Source organism: Arthrobacter sp. V1I7, assembly GCF_030817015.1.
Lineage (GTDB): Bacteria > Actinomycetota > Actinomycetes > Actinomycetales > Micrococcaceae > Arthrobacter.
The window spans coordinates 716,997-738,631 of record NZ_JAUSYS010000001.1 but is presented as its reverse complement, the minus strand read 5'-3'; the positions used below and the strand labels follow the sequence as shown (position 1 = coordinate 738,631).

General features: G+C 67.8%; 20 protein-coding genes and 1 pseudogene. 7 read left to right on the top strand and 14 right to left on the bottom strand.

What is annotated here, in order from left to right; translation table 11 throughout:
- The first annotated feature begins 58 nt into the window (after positions 1–58).
- The 3 genes from QFZ69_RS03525 to QFZ69_RS03515 are packed head-to-tail and all read left to right on the top strand — an operon-like array spanning position 59 to position 3,545.
- The gene (locus QFZ69_RS03525; protein WP_306915638.1) at positions 59–1,516 is read left to right on the top strand and encodes a PucR family transcriptional regulator; all 1,458 of its coding nucleotides are present in this window, start codon (positions 59–61) and stop codon (positions 1,514–1,516) included.
- A gap of 53 nt (positions 1,517–1,569) precedes the next feature.
- Positions 1,570–2,868, top strand: a complete 1,299-nt coding sequence (locus tag QFZ69_RS03520; RefSeq protein ID WP_306915637.1) for an MFS transporter — start codon at positions 1,570–1,572, stop codon at positions 2,866–2,868.
- Positions 2,865–3,545, top strand: a complete 681-nt coding sequence (locus QFZ69_RS03515) for a FadR/GntR family transcriptional regulator (protein ID WP_306999907.1) — start codon at positions 2,865–2,867, stop codon at positions 3,543–3,545. Before QFZ69_RS03520 ends, QFZ69_RS03515 begins: the two co-directional genes overlap by 4 nt.
- A gap of 247 nt (positions 3,546–3,792) precedes the next feature.
- Here QFZ69_RS03515 and QFZ69_RS03510 read toward each other — a convergent pair whose 3' ends face one another.
- Entirely contained in the window at positions 3,793–4,329 is a 537-nt protein-coding gene (locus QFZ69_RS03510; RefSeq protein WP_306915636.1) for a hypothetical protein, read from the bottom strand.
- A 195-nt stretch (positions 4,330–4,524) separates the two neighbouring features.
- On the opposite strand from QFZ69_RS03510, the gene QFZ69_RS03505 reads away from it, so the two are divergent.
- Both QFZ69_RS03505 and QFZ69_RS03500 read left to right on the top strand, forming a co-directional pair.
- Positions 4,525–4,815: a hypothetical protein gene (locus tag QFZ69_RS03505; protein WP_306915635.1), complete on the top strand. Its 291-nt coding sequence runs from the start codon at positions 4,525–4,527 to the stop codon at positions 4,813–4,815.
- Between the two features lie 74 nt (positions 4,816–4,889).
- Entirely contained in the window at positions 4,890–5,696 is an 807-nt protein-coding gene (locus QFZ69_RS03500) for a DUF1206 domain-containing protein (RefSeq protein ID WP_306999905.1), read from the top strand.
- A gap of 13 nt (positions 5,697–5,709) precedes the next feature.
- Here QFZ69_RS03500 and QFZ69_RS03495 read toward each other — a convergent pair whose 3' ends face one another.
- The 5 genes and pseudogenes from QFZ69_RS03495 to QFZ69_RS03475 all read right to left on the bottom strand — a co-directional run bounded on the left by QFZ69_RS03495 (position 5,710) and on the right by QFZ69_RS03475 (position 10,670).
- On the bottom strand, positions 5,710–6,711 hold the full coding sequence (locus tag QFZ69_RS03495; RefSeq protein ID WP_306915633.1) for a DNA topoisomerase IB: 1,002 nt from the start codon (positions 6,709–6,711) through the stop codon (positions 5,710–5,712).
- A gap of 76 nt (positions 6,712–6,787) precedes the next feature.
- A complete protein-coding gene (locus QFZ69_RS03490) occupies positions 6,788–8,254 on the bottom strand; it encodes an FAD-dependent oxidoreductase (RefSeq protein WP_306915632.1) in 1,467 nt (488 codons plus the stop codon).
- Positions 8,255–8,342: 88 nt separating this feature from the next.
- Positions 8,343–9,614, bottom strand: coding sequence for a uroporphyrinogen-III C-methyltransferase (gene cobA, locus QFZ69_RS03485; RefSeq protein WP_306915631.1), 1,272 nt, complete (start codon positions 9,612–9,614; stop codon positions 8,343–8,345).
- A 312-nt stretch (positions 9,615–9,926) separates the two neighbouring features.
- Positions 9,927–10,133, bottom strand: a pseudogene (locus QFZ69_RS03480) (manganese catalase family protein); the annotation flags it as partial.
- 30 nt (positions 10,134–10,163) lie between these two features.
- Positions 10,164–10,670: a DUF2243 domain-containing protein gene (locus QFZ69_RS03475; RefSeq protein WP_306915630.1), complete on the bottom strand. Its 507-nt coding sequence runs from the start codon at positions 10,668–10,670 to the stop codon at positions 10,164–10,166.
- Between the two features lie 373 nt (positions 10,671–11,043).
- Here QFZ69_RS03475 and QFZ69_RS03470 point away from each other — a divergent pair, with 373 nt between their 5' ends.
- Positions 11,044–11,508 (top strand): DUF4383 domain-containing protein, encoded by a 465-nt coding sequence (locus tag QFZ69_RS03470; RefSeq protein ID WP_306915629.1) that lies wholly within the window; start codon positions 11,044–11,046, stop codon positions 11,506–11,508.
- Between the two features lie 152 nt (positions 11,509–11,660).
- Here QFZ69_RS03470 and QFZ69_RS03465 read toward each other — a convergent pair whose 3' ends face one another.
- The 4 genes from QFZ69_RS03465 to QFZ69_RS03450 form a co-directional block, all read right to left on the bottom strand.
- The gene (locus QFZ69_RS03465) at positions 11,661–12,626 is read right to left on the bottom strand and encodes an ABC transporter permease (RefSeq protein WP_306915628.1); all 966 of its coding nucleotides are present in this window, start codon (positions 12,624–12,626) and stop codon (positions 11,661–11,663) included.
- Positions 12,616–13,341: an ABC transporter ATP-binding protein gene (locus tag QFZ69_RS03460; RefSeq protein ID WP_306915627.1), complete on the bottom strand. Its 726-nt coding sequence runs from the start codon at positions 13,339–13,341 to the stop codon at positions 12,616–12,618. The genes QFZ69_RS03465 and QFZ69_RS03460 overlap by 11 nt, the downstream gene beginning before the upstream one ends.
- Positions 13,342–13,378: 37 nt before the next feature.
- Positions 13,379–14,572, bottom strand: a complete 1,194-nt coding sequence (locus QFZ69_RS03455; RefSeq protein WP_306915626.1) for an ABC transporter substrate-binding protein — start codon at positions 14,570–14,572, stop codon at positions 13,379–13,381.
- 225 nt (positions 14,573–14,797) lie between these two features.
- Positions 14,798–15,964 carry an RtcB family protein gene (locus QFZ69_RS03450; RefSeq protein WP_306915625.1) on the bottom strand — a complete coding sequence of 389 codons (1,167 nt, stop codon included), beginning with the start codon at positions 15,962–15,964 and terminating at the stop codon, positions 14,798–14,800.
- A gap of 96 nt (positions 15,965–16,060) precedes the next feature.
- Between QFZ69_RS03450 and QFZ69_RS03445 the strand changes: the two genes are divergently transcribed.
- A complete protein-coding gene (locus QFZ69_RS03445; protein ID WP_306915624.1) occupies positions 16,061–16,510 on the top strand; it encodes an SRPBCC family protein in 450 nt (149 codons plus the stop codon).
- Here the strand turns inward: QFZ69_RS03445 and QFZ69_RS03440 are convergent.
- Genes QFZ69_RS03440 through QFZ69_RS03425 form a run of 4 tightly spaced genes read right to left on the bottom strand, consistent with a single transcriptional unit; the run spans position 16,498 to position 21,501 of the window.
- Positions 16,498–17,949, bottom strand: a complete 1,452-nt coding sequence (locus tag QFZ69_RS03440; protein ID WP_306915623.1) for a sulfate adenylyltransferase subunit 1 — start codon at positions 17,947–17,949, stop codon at positions 16,498–16,500. The two genes, QFZ69_RS03445 and QFZ69_RS03440, sit on opposite strands and share 13 nt — an antisense overlap.
- The gene (cysD, locus tag QFZ69_RS03435; protein WP_306915622.1) at positions 17,949–18,920 is read right to left on the bottom strand and encodes a sulfate adenylyltransferase subunit CysD; all 972 of its coding nucleotides are present in this window, start codon (positions 18,918–18,920) and stop codon (positions 17,949–17,951) included. The genes QFZ69_RS03440 and cysD overlap by 1 nt, the downstream gene beginning before the upstream one ends.
- Positions 18,917–19,759 (bottom strand): phosphoadenylyl-sulfate reductase, encoded by an 843-nt coding sequence (locus tag QFZ69_RS03430; protein WP_373461783.1) that lies wholly within the window; start codon positions 19,757–19,759, stop codon positions 18,917–18,919. Before QFZ69_RS03430 ends, cysD begins: the two co-directional genes overlap by 4 nt.
- A complete protein-coding gene (locus QFZ69_RS03425) occupies positions 19,756–21,501 on the bottom strand; it encodes a nitrite/sulfite reductase (RefSeq protein WP_306915621.1) in 1,746 nt (581 codons plus the stop codon). The genes QFZ69_RS03430 and QFZ69_RS03425 overlap by 4 nt, the downstream gene beginning before the upstream one ends.
- Positions 21,502–21,635: the final 134 nt, after the last annotated feature.

The following is a 21,635-nucleotide window of genomic DNA, read 5'->3' as shown; positions in this document are numbered from 1 at the left end:
GCACACCGTGGGCGCGAGAGTTTAGTGCGCTTGCCCAGCCCCGGGCTATCCTGAAGCCATGGCCATTTCACTCGCCGCCCTGCTGGGGGTCCCCTCCCTCAAGCTCACCAAGGCAGGCCTCGCGGAAACCACCTCGCACCGGGACATCCTCTGGGTGGCCGTCACCGAGCAGGAGGACCCGCAGCGGTTCCTCAACGGCGGCGAACTCGTCCTCACCACCGGTATGCGGCTGCGCAGCGCCGCGGACCAGCGTCGCTTCGTCCGGCAGGTCCAGAGGGCAGGCGCGGTGGGAATCGGCTTCGGAATCGGGTTGACGCACGAGGCCGTGCCTCCGGCCCTGATCGCCGAGGCCAACCGCTGGGGCCTGCCGGTTGTGGAGGTCCCCTACGAGACCCCGTTCATCGCGATTGGTAAACTCGTGGCCGACGCGCAGTCCGCGGACCACTACGGCAAGCTGGAGCGCCTCATCGCCGGGCACCAGATCCTCGCCCGGGCCCTCCTGACCGGCGGCGGCCTGGCCGAACTCCTCAGGCACCTCGGCTCGATGCTGCGCACCGAGATTGTGCTGACCCAGTTCACCGCCCAGCTCTATAACAGCGTGGCCGGCAATCCCGCTCCCAGCGCGGACGGCTGGGCCTCCTACCCCATCCCCACGGGCCGCCGCGATGCGTGCACCCTCTGGCTGAAGCAGCCCTTCGAAGACTCCGGCATCGTGGGCTACGCCCAGAACCTGATCAGTGTCGAGCTGAACAACATGGTCAAGCAGCGGCAGTCGCAGCGCGCTTTGGCCGGGCAGGTCCTCGAGGATGTAATCCACGGAACCCTTGAACCCAGCGAGGCCACCCGCCGGCTCGCCGGCATCGGCATCAACAGCACCCGCAAGAACGTGGTGCTGCTCGCCGAATCGGCGGCGCACTCCAAACAGCTCGGAAGCACCTCACTGCCGCAGCCGCTGGACAAGGCGGTGAGCGCCGTCGTCGGAAAGGATCTGATCGCGGTCATCCCCGACGACGGCAGCGGCGCCAGCGCGCTGGCCCGCAGCCTCAGCGACCATCTGGCCGAGGCCGGGCTGCACGCGACAATCGGAATCGGCGGGGCCTACACAAAGCCCAACGGCCTGCGCTGGAGCTACTTCGAGGCCCGCGACGCGGCCAGCCACGGCCTGCCGGTCAACGAACCCGAGCGGCTCAGCCTGACCTCGCTGCTGCTGGCCAGCGAGGATGTGCCGCTGGCCGATATGGCGAACGAATCCCTGAATCCGCTCCGCAGTTTCGACGCCGCGCACGGGGCGGAGCTGATGAACACCCTGGAAAGCTACCTCGGCAACAACGGCTCGGTAGCCGCCGTCGCCGAGGACCTCACGCTGCACCGGAATACCGTCCGCTACCGGCTCGCCCAGATCACCGAACTGACCGGCTATGACCCGGCCCAGACGCCGGACCGTGTGCAGCTGTGGCTGGCGCTGGCCGTGCAGCGGCTCGGCGCGCGCCACCCGTACGGACAAACGTCACGCTGAGGCCTACCTCACCAAAGTAGGGTGCACAGACATCAAACGTCTAACCTTTAGGCATGGCTAGCAACAACACAGCAACGTCCGTCCTTCCCGAGACCGGAGGGTCCCCGGCATCGCGCCGGCCGCGGGGCGCGGTCGTGGCCGGCGTCGTCGCGCTCGTGCTGATCGGGCTCAACCTGCGGGCCGGAATCACCGGGGCGGCAGCCTTGCTTCACGACCTGCAGGCAGTCCTGGGCTACGGGCCGCTGACCGCCGCCGTCATCCCCTCGATCCCGACGCTGTGTTTCGCGGTGGCCGGCGCCGCCACGTCCTGGCTCACCCGGCGCCTCGGGCTTGAGAAGGCCATCCTGCTTTCCCTCGTGATGCTGGCCGCGGGCCTGTTGCTTCGCGGCGTTCCGTCCACCGGGATGCTGCTGGCGGGGACCGTGGTGGGTATGTCCGGGCTGGCCGTCTGCAACGTGGCGATGCCGTCCTTCATCAGGGTGCACTTCGCGGACCGCACGTCGCTCATGACGGCCCTCTACACGGTGACGATGACCACGGGCGCCACGGTCGTCGCCGTGCTGATCGTCCCCGTGGCGCAGGGGCTGGGATCGGCCTCCGCGGGGCTCGGGGCGATCGGCTTCCTGGCCCTGTCCGCGTGCCTCGGCTTTCTCCCGATTGCGCTGTATGCCCACCGCAATGCCTCCGCGGTCAAGGCAGCCCGGGTGGCGCCCTGGCCCCTGCTGCGCACCCGTACCGGGGCCCTGATCACCCTCGGCTTCACCGTGCAGGCATTCCTGGCCTACGCGGTGCTCAGCTGGTTCCCTTACCTGCTGGTGACGATGGGAATGACTCCCTCCGGCAGCGGGCTGATGTTCGGGCTGATGCAGCTCGTGTCCGTCCCCGCCGGCATGGTCCTGGTCGGAATCGGCTCCCGACCACGGATGCTGCGGACCGCGTTCTATCTGGCCACCGTGACCATGGCGCTCGGCGTCCTGGCGATGCTGGTCCTGCCGGTCGACTGGGCTCCGCTCACGGCGGTGCTGCTCGGCTTGGGGCTCGGCATCTTCCCCCTGGTCATGGTGATGATCAGCCGCAGCGGCCGTACCACCGCGGAGACCACCGCGCTGTCCACCGTGGCACAGTCCGCGGGGTATCTGTTGGCGACCCTCGGTCCTTTCGGCATGGGAATGCTGCACAGCGCCACCGGTTCCTGGATGCTGCCGTTGATCCTGCTGCTGGCGGTGGCCCTCGGCCAGATCGCCGTGGGCCATCTCCTCACGGCCCGGTCCAAGGAGCTGCGGCCCACGCCGCCGCCGTCCGCGGTCCCGCCGTCCGCGGTCCCGCCGTCTGCCGAAAGGATCCGGCGATGACGCTCACCGCATCGCACCGGCCCCCGCTGGTCGAGGAGATCACCGCCAAGCTGCGAGTGCTCATCCATTCGGGGGAATGGCCGCTGCAGCAGCGCATCCCGGCGGAACCGGAGCTGATGGCGGCCCTCGGCGTCTCCCGCGGCACCCTGCGCGAGGCGATCAAGGCACTTGCCCACAGCGGCATGCTCGACGTCCGCCGCGGGGACGGCACCTACGTCCGGGCCACCAGCGAGATCTCGGGCGCCGCGCGGCGGATGTACCAGGACCATTCCGAGGAGCACATCCTTGAGGTCCGCGTGGCACTCGACACTCAAGCGGCCCGGCTCGCGGCCCGCCATGCGACGGCCGGCGACGTCGCCGCCATGCAGGAACTGCTCGCCATAGGCCGCGTCGCCTGGCTTGCTGAAGACTATTCCGCCTGGGCCCGTGCCGATTGGGACTTCCATGTGATGGTGGCCAAGGCGTCCGCCAATCCGCTGCTGCATGAGCTGTATGCCAGCTTCGGCGTCGTTTTCCACGCTGATCTCCTCCGGCAACAGCGCCGGGGAGGGTTCAACGGGCTGCCGCACCAGGGCCACGGCGAGCTGCTGGAGGCCATCGCCGCGCGGGACGAGGCAGCCGCCGTCGAGAGCGTCACCCGGAACCTGAATTCCTGCGCGGAGTGGCTCCGGGAGTAGTGTCCAAGGGTTTCCCAAGGTCGCGGGAAGATGCTCAATCCCAGCGGTCTGTCAGATGCGGCTTTGCTGCTGGACTGCAGTTGACATCGGCGCCCGTCAACGCCGAGGGGACGGCCGGCCCCTGCGCCCAGCAGCAGGGGCCCGGCACGATCAAAGGCCTCCAGGCCGGAACTGATGTTCCGCCCGGGGGCCTTTGAGTTCCTCCCGGAGGCCTTTGTGTTTCAGCCGGGATGGGTGCGGCCGCGGATCAGCGTGAGAGGCCCTGGAAGACGTTCTTGGGGCGCTGCATTTCGCCGTGCTTGGCCCCGAGCAAGATCACCCAGCCGGCAAACACCGGGATCGCCCACTGCAGCACCTTCAACTGCTGCTGCGCGGAACGGAGTTCGTCGGACGCGCCGGGCTTGGGTTCCGTTGCACCTTCAGCCCCCTCACTGGCCAGCTTCTCGACCTTGGCGCCCTGCAGGCCCGCGCACAGCGTCGCGGCGGCGCCGGCGAGGGTGACGATGGACTTGTAGATTGTCACCCTGGTGACGCCCTCCTGCTTTGCCATCCGGTCCTTGTTCTCCCAGATGATAGCCAGGCCGGCGAGGATGTGCGCGCCGAAGGCGGCCGCCTGGAACGGGGCCCACTTCTTCCAGCCAAGGCTCGACAGCCGGGTTCGTTCCGCGGGGTCCTTGGCTTCCGCCGCGGCGCCGTTCAGCCCGATGGCGCCCATCAGCGAGCCGCCGAACCAGGCGCCCGCCGTCAGGTCGTGAATGGATCGGGCAACAAGATTACCTGCCATGTTGAGCTTCCTATCGTGTTTGGTCGGATCCGGAATTCCGGCGGCAGCCGTTGGCACTGTTGTTGCCGCCTGAGGCATGTCCAGAACGGGGGCATGATCTGGTCATGGTAAGCACACTTACCAACATCTTGGTAGTACTGATCGAAGTACGCTGCCAAACCCCGGAAGCGCGGCGCCTGCGCGTAAGATCGGGCCATGGAGGAAACCGGGAAGCTCTTCGGCTGGTCGTTCGGCGACAGGTCCCGGGCGGACGAGCCGGGTTACCTGGACAGGCTCCGGGAGGCCGCGCTGGCGAACGCGAAACAGGACGCCGCCGCGCGCGGTTTCGACGTGGAATCCGGGACGGAAAAGTACGCGGTGATCGAACAGGGCGAGACCCTGGTCGAAGTGGAGTCCGCCCCCGGCGGACTCATTGTCCGGTGCACCGTGACGATCGTGGGTTCCGGCGCGGGTAACATCCACGCCGAAGGCCCCATGAACGGCTGAACAACGACCCGGCTGCGCCGGGAACGGCGGAGCGGGCGGACAGGGCGGAGCGGATGCCATCCAAAGAGACGGCCATGGGGGGAACAGCCGACGCCGCCGAGGCGGCGGCGAACAGCACCGTGCTCGACGTCGTTGCGCGCGCCGGTTTCGCCGTGATGGCGCTGCTGCACATCATGATCGGCGCGATCGCCGTCGCCCTGGTGCTTGGTGCCCCGGGCCAGGCCGAACCGACCGGCGCCATCGAACAACTCGCCGCCAACGCCTGGGGGCCCGCGGTGATGTGGGCCGGATTCATCGGCTGCGCCGGGCTTTCGCTCTGGCAGCTCAGCGAGGCGACACTGCGCGCCCGCCATCTCCCGCGCGGCCAGCGGCTGGGAAAGCTCGTTTCCTCCGGCTTCCTGAGCATCGCTTACGGCAGCGTCGGACTGAGCTTCGCCGGCTTCGCGCTCGGCAACCGTGGCGATTCCGGTGACTCGACCCGTGACTTCAGCAGGGCGCTGGTGCAGAGCCCCTTCGGAGTTCCCGTGCTGATCGCCCTCGGCCTGACGATCATCGGGATCGGCGTGTACTTCATGGTCAAGGGTGCCGGCAAGAAGTTCAAGGACGAGCTGCGCCATTTCGAGGGAACGCACCGCGGCCACCTCGTCAGCGTCCTGGGCGTCGCCGGCCATATCGCCAAGGGTGTGGCACTGGTCCTGACCGGGTTGCTCTTCGTCATTGCCGCAGCCACCAACGACCCGGGCTCGTCTACGGGGCTGGACGGCAGCCTCAAGGCCCTGCAGGACCACCCGTTCGGACCGGTTCTGCTTACGGCCATTGGAGCCGGCTTCGTTGCCTACGGGGCGTTCGCGCTGGTCCGCGCACGCTTTGGTCGGATGTAGCCGCCCGCCGGAATCAGCCGGCAGCCTTCCGCAGCGGAACCACGGTGCCTTCCTGGTACAGCAACGCCCGGAGCTCGGATTCGGCGGAGTCGAGCCGCTTCGGGTCGATCGTCTCCCCCGCGGCGAAATGGTCCAGCAGGCGCGGGTCCACGTAGCTCTTGCGGGCGATCGACGGTGTATTGCCGAGGACGGCGGCGGCGTCCTGCATGGCCCCGCTAACGGCACGCTTGCGGGCGCCCACCCTGGGCTGCGGGCCGCTCTTCGCCAGGCGGACCGCTGCGGCGACCGTCCCCCGCAGCGTGCGGAAGTCCTTCGCGGTGAAGTCCTCCCCGGTGCGCTCCTTGACGTACTCGTTGATGTCGGCGCTGGACACCGGGTGCCAGCTCCGACCGTTCTTGTAGGCCAGCAACCGGGCGTTGCCGCCGCGCTGCTTAAGTTGGCGCACCACGGCGGCAAGGTCGGCGTCGTTGATCCGCGATTCCCACGTCTTGCCGCTCTTGGCGGGAAAACTGAGCCTCAGCTCGTCCTTGCGCACCTTGACGTGGGCGCAGAGCAGGGTGGCGAGACCGTGGCTGCCGTTTTCGTTGGTGTAGCGCTCCGAGCCAACCCGCAGCGATCCGCTGTCCAGCATCCGGAAAGCGGCCGCCAGCACCCGCTCCCGGGTCAGGCCCTCGGAGCGCAGGTCCATGGTCACGAGGCGGCGCGCTGAGGGCAGGGTTTCGGCCAGCTGGAGCGAACGGTCGAACTTCAGCCGGTCTTTCCGTTCGCGCCAGGATGGATGGTAGATGTACTGCCGCCGGCCGACCGCGTCGAGGCCGGTGGCCTGGATGTGCCCGTTGTCGTACGGGGCGATCCAGACGTCCGTCCAGGCCGGCGGAATACCGATGCTTTCCAGCCGGTCCCGCACCGGACCGGGAGCCAGTGTGGACCCGTCGAGGTCCTTGTAGCTGAAACCGGTCCCGGCGGGAACGCGGCGGTACCCGCGGCCGGACGCGTTGCTGTGACGGAGCCTCATGACGCTAAGCCTACTGACTACCGGCCGCGAATAGGCAAACCCGGCCTACCGGCCGCGAATAGGCAAACCCGGCGCTTTACAGCTGGGCTGCGACCCCGCCGCGGGAGATCTCCACCATGTCCTCGCGGGGCACTACCTTGATGCGCTCGCGCTGGACCGGGACGCCGTGGGACTCGCCGGCGGCCGTCGCCGATGCGCCCAGGGCACGCTCGTGCTCGTCCAGGGCCAGCCAGCCCTCCCAGCTGGTGTAGCGGACGCCGCGGCCCTCGAGGAGCTCGACGACGGCCTCCGGTGCGGGGGCGGCTGCGAGGGGCAGCCGGGCGCGGTCCTCCAGCAGGTAGGTTACGGTTTCCAGCGCGTCGCCCTTGGTGTGGCCGATCAGGCCCACGGGTCCGCGCTTGATCCAGCCGGTGGCGTAGATGCCCGGCACGTGGGCGCCGGAGGCGTCCAGGACGCGGCCGCCGTCGTTCGGCACAACCCCCTTGCTGTGGTCGAACTCCACGTCCGGCAGCGAGGAGCCGAAGTAGCCGATCGCGCGGTAGACGGCCTGGACCGGGTAGTCGACGAACTCTCCGGTGCCGCGGGCATTGCCCGTGCCGTCCAGCTCGGTGCGTTCGAACTTCATGCCGGCGACACGGCCGGGGGTTTCGGCGCCGTCATACACCTCCACCGGGCTGTGCAGGAAATGCAGGTGCAGGCGGCGGGATGCGGTGAGCTCGGCAAGGTCCTCGGGCTGTTCGGCGATCCAGTTGGTGAGCGTGCCCACCATGGTCTTGGTCTGGTTGTTGCTCTGGACCTGACGGTCCGATTCGGCGTCGAACTCGAAGTCCTCGGCGTAGAGGATGATGTCCACGTCCTTGGAGTGGGAGAGTTCGCGCAGTTCCAGGGGGGTGAACTTCACCTGGGCCGGGCCGCGGCGGCCGAACACGTGCACGTCGGTCACCGGGGAGGACTTCAGCCCGGCGTAGACGTTGTCCGGGATTTCGGAGACCAGGAGATCGTCCGCGTGCTTGGAGAGCATGCGGGCCACGTCCAGGGCCACGTTGCCGTTGCCGATCACCGCGATTTCCTTGGCGTCCAGCGGCCAGTCCCGGGACACGTCCGGATGGCCGTCGTACCAGGAGACGAAGTCGGCGCCGCCGTAGGAGCCCTCGAGTTCGATGCCCGGGATGTTCAGGTCCGCGTCCTTGATGGCGCCGGTGGCGAAGATGACGGCGTCGTAGTGGGTGCGGAGGTCCTCAAGCGAGAGGTCCGTGCCGTAGTCCACATTGCCGAAGAAGCGGATGTCGCCGCGGTCCAGGACCTTGTGCAGGGCGTTGACGATGCCCTTGATCCGGGGGTGGTCCGGCGCCACACCATAGCGGATCAGGCCGTAGGGCGCCGGGTAGCGGTCGAAGAGGTCGATGCTCACGGTGAGTTCGCCGCTCTTGACGGCCTCGCTCTTGGTGAGGATGTCCGCGGCGTAGACGCCGGCCGGTCCGGAGCCGACGACGGCGATGCGCAGCGGGCGGGCAGCGGTTCCTACGGGGGTGCTGATTGACACGGCTGTGTTCCTTTTTTCTTCTGCATCCGTTGCTCCAGAGCTGCCCTTTTGGGGCTTGATAACGCAGCTATGGAGCAATCGACGGGTGTTAGGGGGTCAGTACGCGGGTCTTGGTGGGGCGGGGAGCGTTCGGGGAGGTGGTGCTGTAGTCGGCGGTCTTGAAGTGCGACGGCGCGAACGGGCTGACGCGGACCACGTCGCCGATCACGATCACGGCAGGGTTTGCGACGCCTGCGGCCTCCGCCTGGTCCGCAATGGTCCCGAGCGTTCCGATGGTCACCCGCTGGTTCGGCAGGTATCCATTCTCTACGATGCCAACAGGCGTGCCCGCTGGCAAACCGGCGCGGGCCAGGGAGGCAGCAGAGTCGCGGAGCTGGCCGACGCCCATGAGCAGGATCACGGTGTGGTCGGCGCGGGCCGGGACCTCCGAGAGCTCCTCGTGGCCGGTGACGACACTGAAGCCCTTCGCGAGCCCGCGGTGCGTGACCGGAATGCCGGCGGCGGCCGGAACGGAGATAGCCGACGTCACGCCGGGAACCACTTCCACCTCGACGCCGTTCTGCCGGCAGAACTCCGCTTCCTCGCCGCCGCGGCCCAAAACGTACGGGTCCCCGCCCTTGAGCCGGACCACGCGGTGTCCCTGCACGGCCTCGTCAACCAGGATCCGGTTGATTTCGGACTGCGGGACCGGATGGTGTCCGGGAGTCTTGCCGACCTCGATGACGCGGACGTCGGGGGCCAGCTCTCCGAGGAGTTCGCGGGGGCCGAGACGGTCCGCCACCACGACGTCCGCCTGGCCGAGCAGGCGCCGTCCGCGGACCGTGATCAGTCCGACGTCGCCGGGGCCCCCGCCCACCAGGGCCACGGAACCGCCGGACGCCCGCCGCCGGCGCAACGGCAGGTCCCCGGTTTCCAGGGCGGTGGCGACGGCGTCGCGGAGGGCCATGGCGCGGCGCGGGTCTCCGCCGGCATTCACGGCAATCCTGACGTCGTCCACGACCGCAACGGCCGGGGTCCAGGCCGCGGAGGATTCATGGTCGGAGGCGTTGACGCACCAGACGCGCTGCGCCTCGGCGTCGGCCGAGACCTCCGCGTCCACGGCGGAATTCCCGGTGGCGGTCTGGACGAACCAGACGCCGTCGACGTCGGACGTCCGGTACTGGCGCGGTTCCCAAGAGAGGAGGCCGGCGTCGGCGAGTTCAAGCAGCGCCGGCGAGGCGAGCGGGGCAACGACGGTGACGACCGCGCCGGCATCGAGCAGTCCCTTGGCGCGGCGGGCGGCGACGGGCCCCCCGCCTACGACCAGCACGGGGCGGCCGAGGAGGCGCAGCGCCGTGGGGTAAATGTCCTGAATTGCCATGCATCGACGATAGGGCCCTGTGACAAAGCGGAACAACGGTGCGGAAACACCCGTTCACGCAGGGTAACGTCACGTCACATAAATCGCCGGCGCGCCCGGGCGCCGCCCGTACGGGGGCACTTTGCCGGCCGGCTCAGCCACTTCGGGCGGAAACCCCGGCGTGTCCGTGTCAATGTGCCCCCGCTACGGACGCTGAGTACCGCGGGACGCGACGCTGCCCCACGGTTCGACGGCGAGGCGCCCAGGAAGAGCTTTGGCGAACGCATTTTCGTGGGCCTGGTCCCGGACTATCAGGTAAGCAATAGTGGACCGGCTGATCTCTTCCGTGCCGATGCCCTCAAGCAGGTCCTTGTACGGCTTGGACGCGGGGTCCCCGGGGAAATTGATGCACTGGAAGAGGTACTGCATCGTCGTGCGCATCTCACCGAACGCCCAGACCTTCCTGGAGGCATTCGCGGCTGCGGGATCCGGTTCGTCGACGGCGATTTCATTGACAAGTAGCTGAGTGTGCAAGTACATGGCGCTCCCCTAATAAAGTTGGATTGAGCGTCAAGGAAACCGGTTCAAGGACCTCAGCCCGACGCCGTGCAGAAGCCGTCCGCCGACGATGAGGAGCACGCCGAAGGTAAGGAACCCGACGTCCCACAGGATCGGCCCGCCCAGATCGTCCCTGACGTGGTGGAGCTGCAGGAACTGATGGTTGACCAGGCCCTCGGCAACATTGAAGATCCCCCAGCCCATCAGGACGAGCCCGAAGTGGAACCGCCAGTTCGGGGCTAAGCGGCCGCTGTGCCAGCTCGCAATGGTGCTGATGGATGCGGCCAGGACCAGGACCCAGGCCACCAGATGGAACAGGCCGTCCACCAGGGTGTTCACCTGCAGCCCGTGAACAGCGTCGACCGGGAATTCGTCGACGTGGCTCACCATATGGTGCCACTGCAGGATCTGGTGCAGGACTATGCCGTCAATGAATCCGCCCAGCCCGAGGCCATACAGGACCCCGGCAGCCTTGGACGGGGGTTTCAGCCTCGAGCCGTCCGCCGGATGATCAGCCATGGGGTACTCCGCCTTTCCTGCCCTCGGTGCCACTCCTTCGATGAAGTGCCGCCGGCCGAAGGCGAAGAGGACCAGCATGGGACGTCATCGAGCCGGCGTCCCAGTCCCCGCAGCGCGTCGAGCAGCGTTCCCCACATGGCCGGGAGCCCGGAATCCACCACCGTCACACCTCGGCCACAGCTGTTGATGACATGGGAGGTTCCTTCCTGCCGGCCTCGCCCGGGTGCCGATGGATGGGACCGTCGGCTCTGGAAAATACTACTAAGCAGTCTTATCATTTAGGAAGGCCGCGCATCCCGCCCGGCCCTTGCCACGAAGCGACGTCGGGCTCCGCTCGCGGACCCGATGGCCCGCTAGCGAAATGGAGTTCACTATGACAACGGCAAGCCGCCCCGCGGCGGGTAGCAGCACCGCCATCCAGAAGGCGGCGCAAGCGGTTGGAGCAGTATTCGTACTGGTAGGCATCCTCGGTTTCATCCCCGGGATCACGGCCAACTATCAGGCGCTCGGCATGGCCGGGCACGAGTCGCAGGCACTTCTGCTCGGCGTCTTCCAGGTCTCCATCCTGCACAACATCGTCCACCTGCTTTTTGGGGTGGCGGGGCTGCTGCTCGGCCGGACGCCCGCCCAGGCCCGTAACTACCTGATCGTCGGAGGCGCCATTTACCTGGTGCTGTGGCTCTACGGGCTCTTGATTGCCCACAACTCCCCGGCGAACTTCGTCCCGGTCAACAATGCGGACAACTGGCTGCACCTGGTTCTGGGCCTTGGCATGATCGCCCTTGGCCTGGCTCTCTCCTCCAGCCGTCGCGGGACCGCGACGACACGGACATTGTGACGGGAAGCTCAAGGGCCACCACGCACTCCAGGCAAACTGGAACTATTTGACGCCCGATCAGCTCAGCCTGATGCCAGGATCCTTGGCGGGCAGGGAGGGCTGTTCCCGGCCAGGGCCGCCGGACTCGAACTCCGTTTGAGCTGCGCCGGTGGCTAGCGGGTGCTGCCGGCGAGGAGGCCGCGGCGGCGGAGCAGGCGCTTTTCAACCGGTGCGAAGACCAGCAGTTCGATCAGGATGCCGACGGCGAGGATCAGCAGGATTGCCGCCATCACCACCGTCATGTCCGAGAGGTCGCGGCCCTGGTTAAGCATGGAACCCAGCCCGAAGCCGATGCTTCCGCCCACCGCGATGATTTCCGCCGCCATCAGGGAACGCCAGGAGAAGGCCCAACCCTGCTTGAGCCCGCTCAGGTAGCCCGGCAAGGCGGCGGGGAGGATGATCTGCAGGGCCAGTTGCAGGCGGGAGGCGCCCAGGACCGTGCCGACACTGCGGTACTGCGGCGGGATCTGGTCCACCCCGGAGATCAGCCCGTTAATGATTGACGGGATGGCCCCCATGAACACCACGAAATACACCGTCGCGTCCGTGAGGCCGAACCAGATGATGGCGGCCGGCACCCACGCCACGGACGGCAGCACCTGGAGCCCGGAAATCAGGGGCCCGAACGCGCGGCGCAGGGGTGCCACCTGGGCCAGCAGGAGTCCGATCGGAGTGGCGATGGCCACGCTGATCAGGAAGCCCAGGAGTCCGCGCTGCAGCGAGGTCCAGACGGCTTCCTGGAGCTTGCCCCCAGCCCAGAGATTCCCGAACTGTCCCAGCACGTCCAGGGGGCCGGGAACCAGATCGCGCCGTTTGAAGCCCATCGACACGTAGAGCTGCCAGACGAGAACGAGCACCACGACCGCGGCGACCGGGAGCAGGATGCGGCTCCAGTCGATGCGGCCCGTACGGGTGGCGTCGGACTGCAGCGAGTCCAGCCCGGACTCGAGTTCGCGAAGGTCGGCCTTGCCCGAGGAGGATCGGGTCAGCGCCGCCGTGACGGAAGCCGCCTTGGGCGAGGCATCGTCCCGCGCGGGGTCAGGGGCGGCGTCGGCGTGGAACAGGGACTTACTTGGCATGACGGCGGATCTCCTCGCGAAGCCGGGCGGTGATGACACCCGTGAGCTGGCCGGCCAGTCCGGCGTCGGTACGGTGTTCTTCGCTGACCTGCCACTCCTGCACTACACGGCCGGGCCGCGAGGAGAGCAGCAGCACGCGCTGCCCGAGCCTGACGGCTTCACGGACATTGTGCGTGACGAAGACGATGGTACGGCCGGTTTCCTTCCAGATCCGTTCCAGCTCGTCGTGGAGCAGGTCCCGGGTGATCGCGTCCAGGGCCGCGAAGGGCTCGTCCATGAGCAGCAGCTGCCGGTCCTGGGCCAGCGAGCGGGCCAATGCCACGCGCTGGCGCATCCCGCCGGAAAGCTCATGCGGGCGCTTGTCCCCCGCACCCTCCAGGTGCACGAGCTCGAGGAGCTCGTCGGATTTCACCCGGCGGTCGGCCTTCCCGACGCCGCGCAGCTTCAGCGCCAGCTCGATGTTTTCCCGGGCCGTCAGCCAAGGGAACAGCGCCGCGTCCTGGAACATGAAGGCGGCACCGTCGCTGGGTACCTCCAGGGCTCCCGACGTCGGGGCCTCCAGTCCCGCCATGATGTTCAGCAGGGTCGACTTGCCGCAGCCGGACGCACCGAGCAGGGCGACGAATTCGCCCTGCCCGATGGTGGCATTGACGTCGTCCAGCACCGGGGCGCCGTCGCCGAAGCGCTTGCCCAGGTTTTCCAGTACGACTGGCATGGTCACGTCCTTACTATTTGTGGCGGGATGGAAAGGACTAGTCCTTGCCGAGTCCTTGCGCGGAAATCCTGTTCCCCGAAGAGCCTTCGCTCACGACGCTGTTCAGGGCTGTGAGGTCAAAGATGCCGTTGATGTCGGCCTGGCTGGTGGTGCCGGCGTCCACACCGTCCTGGAGCAGCTTCCGGTACGTCCCGGCGAGCGGATCAACGGTGAAGCCGATGTTCTTGAGCGAACGGTCGATCACCTCGGGCGGAAGGGCGGCCCCGGCGGATTCCTTGAGGGCGGCGTTCAGCGTTGTGGCTTTGTCTGCGGCCGGGGCGGCAGTGAGCCAGTCCACGGACTCGGCGTGGCCCTTCAGCAGTGCCTTGACGGTGTCAGGATGTTCTGCCGCAAAGTTCTTGTTGACGATCAGGACCGTGGTGATGAACTCGCCTTTATCCCACAGGTCCTTCTCGTCGACGAGGACCGTCGCGCCGGCCTGAAGGACCAGCCGCGATGCCCACGGTTCCGGCAGCCACGCACCGTCAAGCTTGCCGTCCTGGAACAGTTTCAGGGTCTGGGCGTTTTCGGTGGGGTTGATGGCGACGTCGCCGCTGCCGTCGGTGGAGGTCTTGTACCCCTGCTTGCCGAGCCAGGCGCGCAGGGCCACGTCCTGGGTGCCGCCGAGCTGCGGCGTCGCGAGCTTCCTGCCCTTGAGGTCCGCGGCCGAGGTGATCTCCGGCTTCACCACCAGCTGCGCCCCGCCGGAGGCGGCACCGGCGATGATCCTGATCGATTCGCCCTTGCTCTTGACATAGGAGTTGATCGCCGGGTTGGGCCCGATGTAGGTGGCATCGATGGCGCCAGCGTTGAGGGCTTCGATGGCGGCCGGGCCGGCGTTGAAGACCTGGGTGCTGAGTTTCGTGTCGCCGAGGTTCTTGGCGATCAGGCCCTGGCTGACACCGACGAGCGCCGGGGCATGCGTGATGTTGCCGAAGTAGCCGAGTCTGAGTTCGGTGGCGGGGGACGCTGCGACGGCGGCCGGCGCGGCGGCGTCAGCGTTGGGGCGGGAAACGGTGGACGCCACCGCGGCGCCCGCGCCGATCAGCACGGCAAGTCCGGCGGCGATGCTGATCTCCAGGGTGCGCCTGCGCTTGGGCTTGCCGGACTCCCCGGCGACGATCCGGGTGGTGCCGGGCGTCGGTTGCGGGTTCGGCGGGCCGGGGGTGGGCTTTTCGGGCGTCGATGACATGGCTGAAGTCCTGTTCTCGGGAAGGCGGATTGGCCGGGGCGGGTGGTCAGCTCCGGCGACATCGCCCCCGGAAAATCCGGCGGAGGCGGCCGGAGGGGCTTTTGCTGGTTGTCATGGATTCACCATAGGGAGTGTCATAAAGCAGGTTCAATCGTCCGGAAACCGGGGGTCACAGGGGTTCACGGAGCGTCATATTCGGGCCGGTATCCCGGGTTCCCGGGACCGTCAATTTCCTTTGACGTTGACGAGCTGCCGGAGCTTGTGCCGTATCGTGACGAGATCCGCGGCGTCCCGCATGACCTGGTCAATGGGTTTGTAAGCGGCCGGGATCTCGTCGATAAACGCCTCGCTGGCACGGAACTCGATGCCGCGCATGGCAGTCTTCAGCTCGGCGAGGGTGAAGGCCTTCCGCGCGGCGTTCCGGGAGTACTTCCGGCCGGCTCCGTGCGGCGAGGAGTTGAGGGATACCGGGTTACCCAGCCCGACAACGACGTAGGACGCAGTGCCCATGGAGCCGGGGATGAGCCCCGGGTCGCCGGCTTCGGCCCGGATGGCTCCCTTGCGTGAGACCCAGACGGACTTGCCGAAGTGCCTTTCCTTGGCCGTGAAGTTGTGGTGGCAGTTGATCCGTTGGGTCTCGCGGACGGGGCCGCCGACCCATCTTTCGAACTGCCGGACCACCCGGTCCATCATTTCCTCACGGTTCAGCAGGGCGAACTGCTGGGCCCAGCCGAGTTCCCGGATGTAGCGGTCGAATTCGGGGGTGCCTTCCTCCAGATACGCCTGGTCGCGGTCCGGCAGGACGACGCCCCGGCGCTGCACCGCGCTCTGGGCCTCGGCTATGTGCCGCTGGGCGATCTTGTTTCCCACCCCGCGCGAGCCCGAATGCAGGAACAGCCACACCGCCTCGGTCTCATCCACGCAGACCTCGATGAAATGGTTGCCCGACCCCAGGGACCCCAGCTGTAATTCCCACTTCGCCGTGTACCGTGCGGGGTCGAAGCCGGCCTGGGCTGCCAGCCCCCGCAGCTCGGCCAGCCGGGGTTCGGCGGACGCCGTGATCTGGCGGTTGTTGTGGCCGGCGGAAAGCGGCACGGCACGCTCGATGCCCTCCCGCAGCGGCTTCCGGTCAGCCGGAAGATCCGTGAGCACGTACTGGGTGCGGACGGCGATCATCCCGCAGCCAATGTCGACGCCGACCGCCGCGGGCATGATGGCGCCAACAGTGGGGATGACGGATCCGACGGTGGCCCCCATGCCCAGGTGGGCGTCCGGCATCAGCGCAATATGCGGATGGATGAAGGGCAGCCGGGACGTGGACACGGCCTGCGCGCGGGTCTGCTCATCCAGGATGGACGCCCAGCTGATAAGCCGGCTGTTGATGGTTTCCATGGCTTTCCCTCGACACTGCGGTCCGGTCCGGTTGCGAGGAACTATTGTTGACGGACTTCCCGCTGTCAATGGCGGGTCGAAAAAGGAGAGCTGCACATGGTGGACGTAGTGACCCGGATCCTGATTCGACGGCCGCGTGCTGAGGTGGCCGACTTCGCGGGTGATCCGGACAATGCTTCGCAGTGGTACGTGAACATCCACGCCACGCAACGGGAGGACTCCGGCCCGCTCGTCGTGGGGTCCAGGATCGCTTTCACCGCCCGGTTCCTGGCCCGGGACCTGAGCTACACGTACGAAATCGTCGAGCTCGTTCCCGGTGAGAGGCTCGTCATGCGGACCAGCCAGGGTCCGTTTCCGATGCAGACCGCCTACCAATGGACGGATGCGGACGGTGCCACGCTCATGACCCTGCGCAACACCGACAAGCCCTCGGGGTTCTCCCGCATGGCAGGGCCGGTCATGGCCCTTCTGATGAGGAGGGCCATGCGGAAGGACCTGCAGAGGCTGAAGGCCCAGCTCGAAGCGCGCCAGCCTCAGATCGAGTAGCGCTCGTCCTCATGGTCGCCCGGGTGGTCCTTGACGAGGCCCGCGGCGAGGGTGTTCCCGTCGAGCGGGTCGATCACGAGGAACGCGCCGGTACGGCGGTGGTGCCGGTAGTTCTCCGCCGGCAGTGGAGCAGCAAGCCGCAGCTGGGCGTGGCCGATGTCGTTCAGTTCCAGCGTGGAGGTGGGCTCCAGCTGGAAGTTGGCGAGATCAAGCTTTCCGGTCACATTCCGGACCAGGGCCTGGACCGTGCGGGTTCCATGCTTCACCAGCACCTTGGCGCCCTCGCGGAGCGGTTTGGGCGAGAGCCAGCAGAGCGCCGCGTACAGATCGGCCGACGCCTCCGGTATCTTGCCACCGGCGGGCCCCGCCGCAGCGATCGTGTCTCCGCGGGCGACGTCGAACTCATCCGCGAGCCGCAACGCGACGGACTGCGGGGCCACGGCCTCGGTGAGCTCGGCTCCGGCAAAGTCGATGCCGGTCACAGTGGTGGTGCGCGTGGCCTGGCCCGGGGTCAGGACGCTGACCTTATCCCCCAGCTTCACGGAACCTTCAGTGATCTGGCCGGCGTAGGCGCGGTAGTCCCGGTACGCCGCTGCGTCCAGCCCGGCGGCGACGGCGTCGGGCGCCAGCGCCCCCTGTGGCCGGATCACGAGCTGGACCGGGAAGCGGAAGCTTTCCAGGTGGCTTTCGAGTTCGTCGGCGGCGGGCAGCATCTCGAGGACTTCGAGCAGGGCCGGGCCGTCGTACCAGGGCGTACGGTCCGAGCGGTCCACGACGTTGTCGCCGTCGAGCGCAGACACCGGGACGACGAAAAGGTCCGCGATCCCGCCGGTATTTAATTCGTCCCGTCCCAGCCCCAGCTCGCGGCCCACCTGCTGGACATCGGCTTCGATCTCGCGGAACACGTCCTCGCTGAAGTCGACGAGGTCGATCTTGTTCACGGCAACAATGACGTGCGCCACCCGCAGCAGCTGCAGCACGGACAGGTGCCGGCGGGTCTGCTCCAGGACACCCTTGCGGGCGTCGATGAGCACGACGACGGCGTCTGCGGTGGACGCGCCGGTCACCGTGTTCTTGGTGTACTGCACGTGTCCGGGGCAGTCAGCCAGGATGAAGCTGCGCCGGTCGGTGGCGAAGTAGCGGTAGGCGACGTCGATGGTGATGCCCTGTTCGCGCTCGGCACGCAGGCCGTCGGTCAGCAGGGCAAGGTCAATCGCTTGAGTGCCCGTGGCGCCTGCCCCGCCGAAGCCGCGGTCCGCGGAGGTGCGCGCGACGGCGTCGAGCTGGTCGGCGAGGATGGCCTTGGAGTCGTGCAGGAGCCGGCCCACCAGGGTGGACTTGCCGTCGTCGACGGAGCCTGCCGTGGCGAAGCGGAACAGCGTGGTGGACAGGACCGGCGACGCGAGGTCGGTGCCGAGGAGCGAGTTGTCGGTGCTCATTAGAAATAGCCGTCCTTCTTGCGGTCTTCCATGGCTGCCTCGGAGATGCGGTCATCTGCCCGGGTGGCGCCACGTTCGGTGATGGTGGAGGCGGCAACTTCAATCACGACGTCCCGCACGGTGGCGGCAGCGGATTCGACGGCGCCGGTGCAGGACATGTCCCCCACGGTCCGGTAGCGGACGGTCTTGGTGAGGACTACCTCGTGATCGAGCGGCTGGGAGACGTCGCCTACCGCGCGCCACATGCCGTCGCGGGAAAAGACCTCGCGGTCGTGGGCGTAGTAGAGGCCGGGCAGGTCGATTCCTTCGCGCTCGATGTAGCGCCAGACGTCCAGTTCGGTCCAGTTGCTGATCGGGAACGCGCGGACGTGCTGGCCCACCGTGTGCCGGCCGTTGTAGAGGTTCCACAGCTCGGGGCGCTGGTTGCGCGGGTCCCACTGGCCGAATTCGTCACGCAGGCTCAGGATCCGCTCCTTGGCGCGGGCCTTGTCCTCGTCCCGGCGTCCGCCGCCGAAGACGGCGTCGAACTTGTTGCGCTGGATCGCATCCAGCAGCGGCACCGTCTGCAGCGGGTTGCGGGTGCCGTCGGCGCGCTCGGCCAGCTCGCCGCTGTCGATGAACTCCTGCACGCTGCCGACGACGAGCTTCAGCCCCAGCCGCTCGACGGTCCGGTCGCGGAACTCGATGACCTCCGGGAAGTTGTGTCCGGTGTCCACATGCAGGACCGGGAAGGGCACCTTGCCGGGCCAGAACGCCTTGGTGGCCAGGTGCAGCATCACCACGGAATCCTTGCCGCCGGAGAACAGCAGCGCAGGCTTCTCGAACTCGGCAACCACCTCGCGGATGATATGAATGGCTTCGGACTCGAGGGTGTCCAGGCTCGAGAGTCTTGCCGCTGATTCTCCACGCGGCGTAGCGTCAAGATCCAGCACAGACAGCTCCAGGTCCTCGTTGGTGGTTTGGGTGCTCATACGTGTAGTCCGCATTCTGTCTTGTCGGTTCCTGCCCAGCGTCCGGCACGGGGGTCGTCGCCGGGCGCCACCTTGCGGGTGCAGGGCTGGCAGCCAATGGACGGGTAGCCCTGTGAAAGCAGCGGGTTGACGGGGAGGAGATTGTCGTCGGAGTACTGGACGAGCTGGTCGAAGCTCCAGGCTGCGAGCGGGTTGACTTTGACCAGGCCGTTGGCTTCGTCCCAGCTGACCAGCGGGGTGTTCGTCCGGGTGGGGGCCTCGTCGCGGCGGACGCCGGTGAACCACAGCTCGTAGCCGGCAAGGGTGCGGCGCAGCGGGGCAACCTTGCGCAGCGCGCAGCACCGGGCGGCGTCGCGGGCGAAGAGGTCCTTGCCCAGGAGCCGGTCCTGCTGCTCGACCGTGTTCTCCGGCAGCACGTCAACGACGTTGACGCGGAGGTTGGCGGCCACCTCGTCCCGCGTGGCGTAGGTTTCCGGGAAGTGGTAGCCGGTCTCCAGGAACAGGACGTCGACACCGGGGAGCTGGTCCGCGACGAGCGCCGGCAGCACGGCGTCGGCCATGGAGCAGGCGACCGTGACGGCGGGCAGGTCGAAGTTGCGCGCCACCCAGGCGATGACTTCGCGGGCCGGGGCATCCCAGCCGAGTTCGGCGGCGCCGGCCTCGGCCACGGCTTTGAGTTCCTCTTGGGAGCGGATTGCTGGGCCAGCTCCTGTGGAGGAGGGGCCACGACCGCCGGGGTCCCCGGCCGAGGGCCCACGGCCGCCGGGTTCCCTGGCCGAGCTTGCGAGGCTAGGGAGCGGCTGGGGACTTGCGAGGTTGGGGAGCGGTTGGGGATTCATTGAAGGTCTCCCTCGTCGGCCGCGAAAGCCCATTCGGCGAAGGTCTGGTCCGCGGACCGCTCCGCCGCGAACTTCCGGACGACGCGTTCGACGTAGTCGGGAAGCTCGTCCGCTGTGACCTTGAGGCCGCGGACGGTGCGTCCCAGACCCGCTTCTTCACGGCTGGTGGACGCCAGCCCGCCGCCGAGGTGGACCTGGAAACCCGGGGTGGGGTCGCCGTCGGGCGTCGGCAGCATCATGCCCTTGAGGCCGATATCCGCCGTCTGGATCCGGGCGCAGGAGTTGGGGCAGCCGTTGATGTGCAGGGACAGTGCCTCCGGCAGCTGCTTGCTCTCGGCAAGGTCGGCCAGGCGGCGTTCCAGCTCGGCGACGGCCGTGGCTGCCGTGAGCTTGGTTTCCACGATGGCGAGCTTGCAGAACTCGATGCCGGTGCAGGCGATGGTACCGCGGCGGAACACGGACGGCCGGGCGGAGAGACCCAGCGCGTCGAGTTCGGCCACGAGCGGTTCCACCTGTTCCTGGGGCACGTCGAGGACGACGATTTTCTGGTGCGGTGTGGTGCGCAGGCGCTGCGAGCCGCGGGCTTCGAGCGTGGCTGCAAGCTTCACCAGCTGGCTGCCGGAGAGGCGGCCGGCCAGCGGGGTGGCGCCGATGAAGAACTTGCCGTCCTTCTGTTCGTGGACGCCGATGTGGTCGCCCGGGGAGGAGGGCTTGGGGGCGGCGGGGCCGTCGGCGAGCTTGTATCCGAGGTATTCGTCCTCGAGGACCTGGCGGAATTTCACCGGTCCCCAGTCGGCCAGCAGGAATTTGAGCCTGGCCTTGGTGCGCATCCTGCGGTAGCCGTAGTCGCGGAAGATGCTCGTCACGCCGAGCCAGACGTCGGCGGCCTGGTCCGGCCGGACGAACGCGCCAAGGCGCTTGCCCAGCATCGGGTTGGTGGAGAGCGCGCCGCCCACCCAGAGGTCGTAGCCGATGCCGAGCTGGGGGTGCTCCAGGCCGACGAGGGCGACGTCGTTGATCTCGTGGACCACGTCCTGGCTGGGGTGGCCGGTGATCGCGGTCTTGAATTTGCGCGGCAGGTTGGCCAGTTCCGGGTCGCCGATGAAGCGTTCGGCGAGCTCGTGGATCAGCGGCGTGGGGTCGATGATCTCGTCCTTGGCAATGCCGGCGACCGGGGAGCCCAGGATGACGCGGGGAACGTCCCCGCAGGCTTCCGTCGTGGACAGGTCCACGGACTCGAGGCGGCGCCAGATCTCGGGGACGTCCTCCACCCGGATCCAGTGCAGCTGGATGTTCTGGCGGTCGGTGAGGTCGGCCGAGTCGCGGGCAAAGTCAACGGAGATCTGGCCGATGACGCGGAGCTGCTCGGTGCTGAGGGCGCCGCCGTCGATCCGGACGCGCAGCATGAAGTACTTGTCTTCCAGCTCGTGCGGTTCGAGCGTGGCGGTCTTGCCCCCGTCGATCCCGGGCTTGCGCTGGGTGTAGAGACCCCACCAGCGGAAGCGGCCGTGCAGGTCCGTGCCGTCGATCGAGTCGAAGCCGTGCTTGGAGTAAACCGACTCGATACGCTCGCGGACGTTCAGGCCGTTGTCTTCCTGCTTCCAGGTTTCGTTGGCATTCAGCGGGGCAGTCCCGTCCACCTTCCACTGGCCGTGCGGCTTCGCGGCAGGGCGGGAGGGGCGCTTGGCGCGGCCTGCGGCGGCCTGGTCCACGGACGCTCCGGCTAGAGCTGTATCAGTCATGGATCGACTTTAGGTCCGGCCGTAATCCCGTTCCAAAGGGCCGGAAACGGGAGGTCACCTAGGGAAACAATTCGTCACGAACCGCCGGGGAGCCTTGAAGTGGCTCGGTCCGTGTGCATGATTCCCCGCATCCA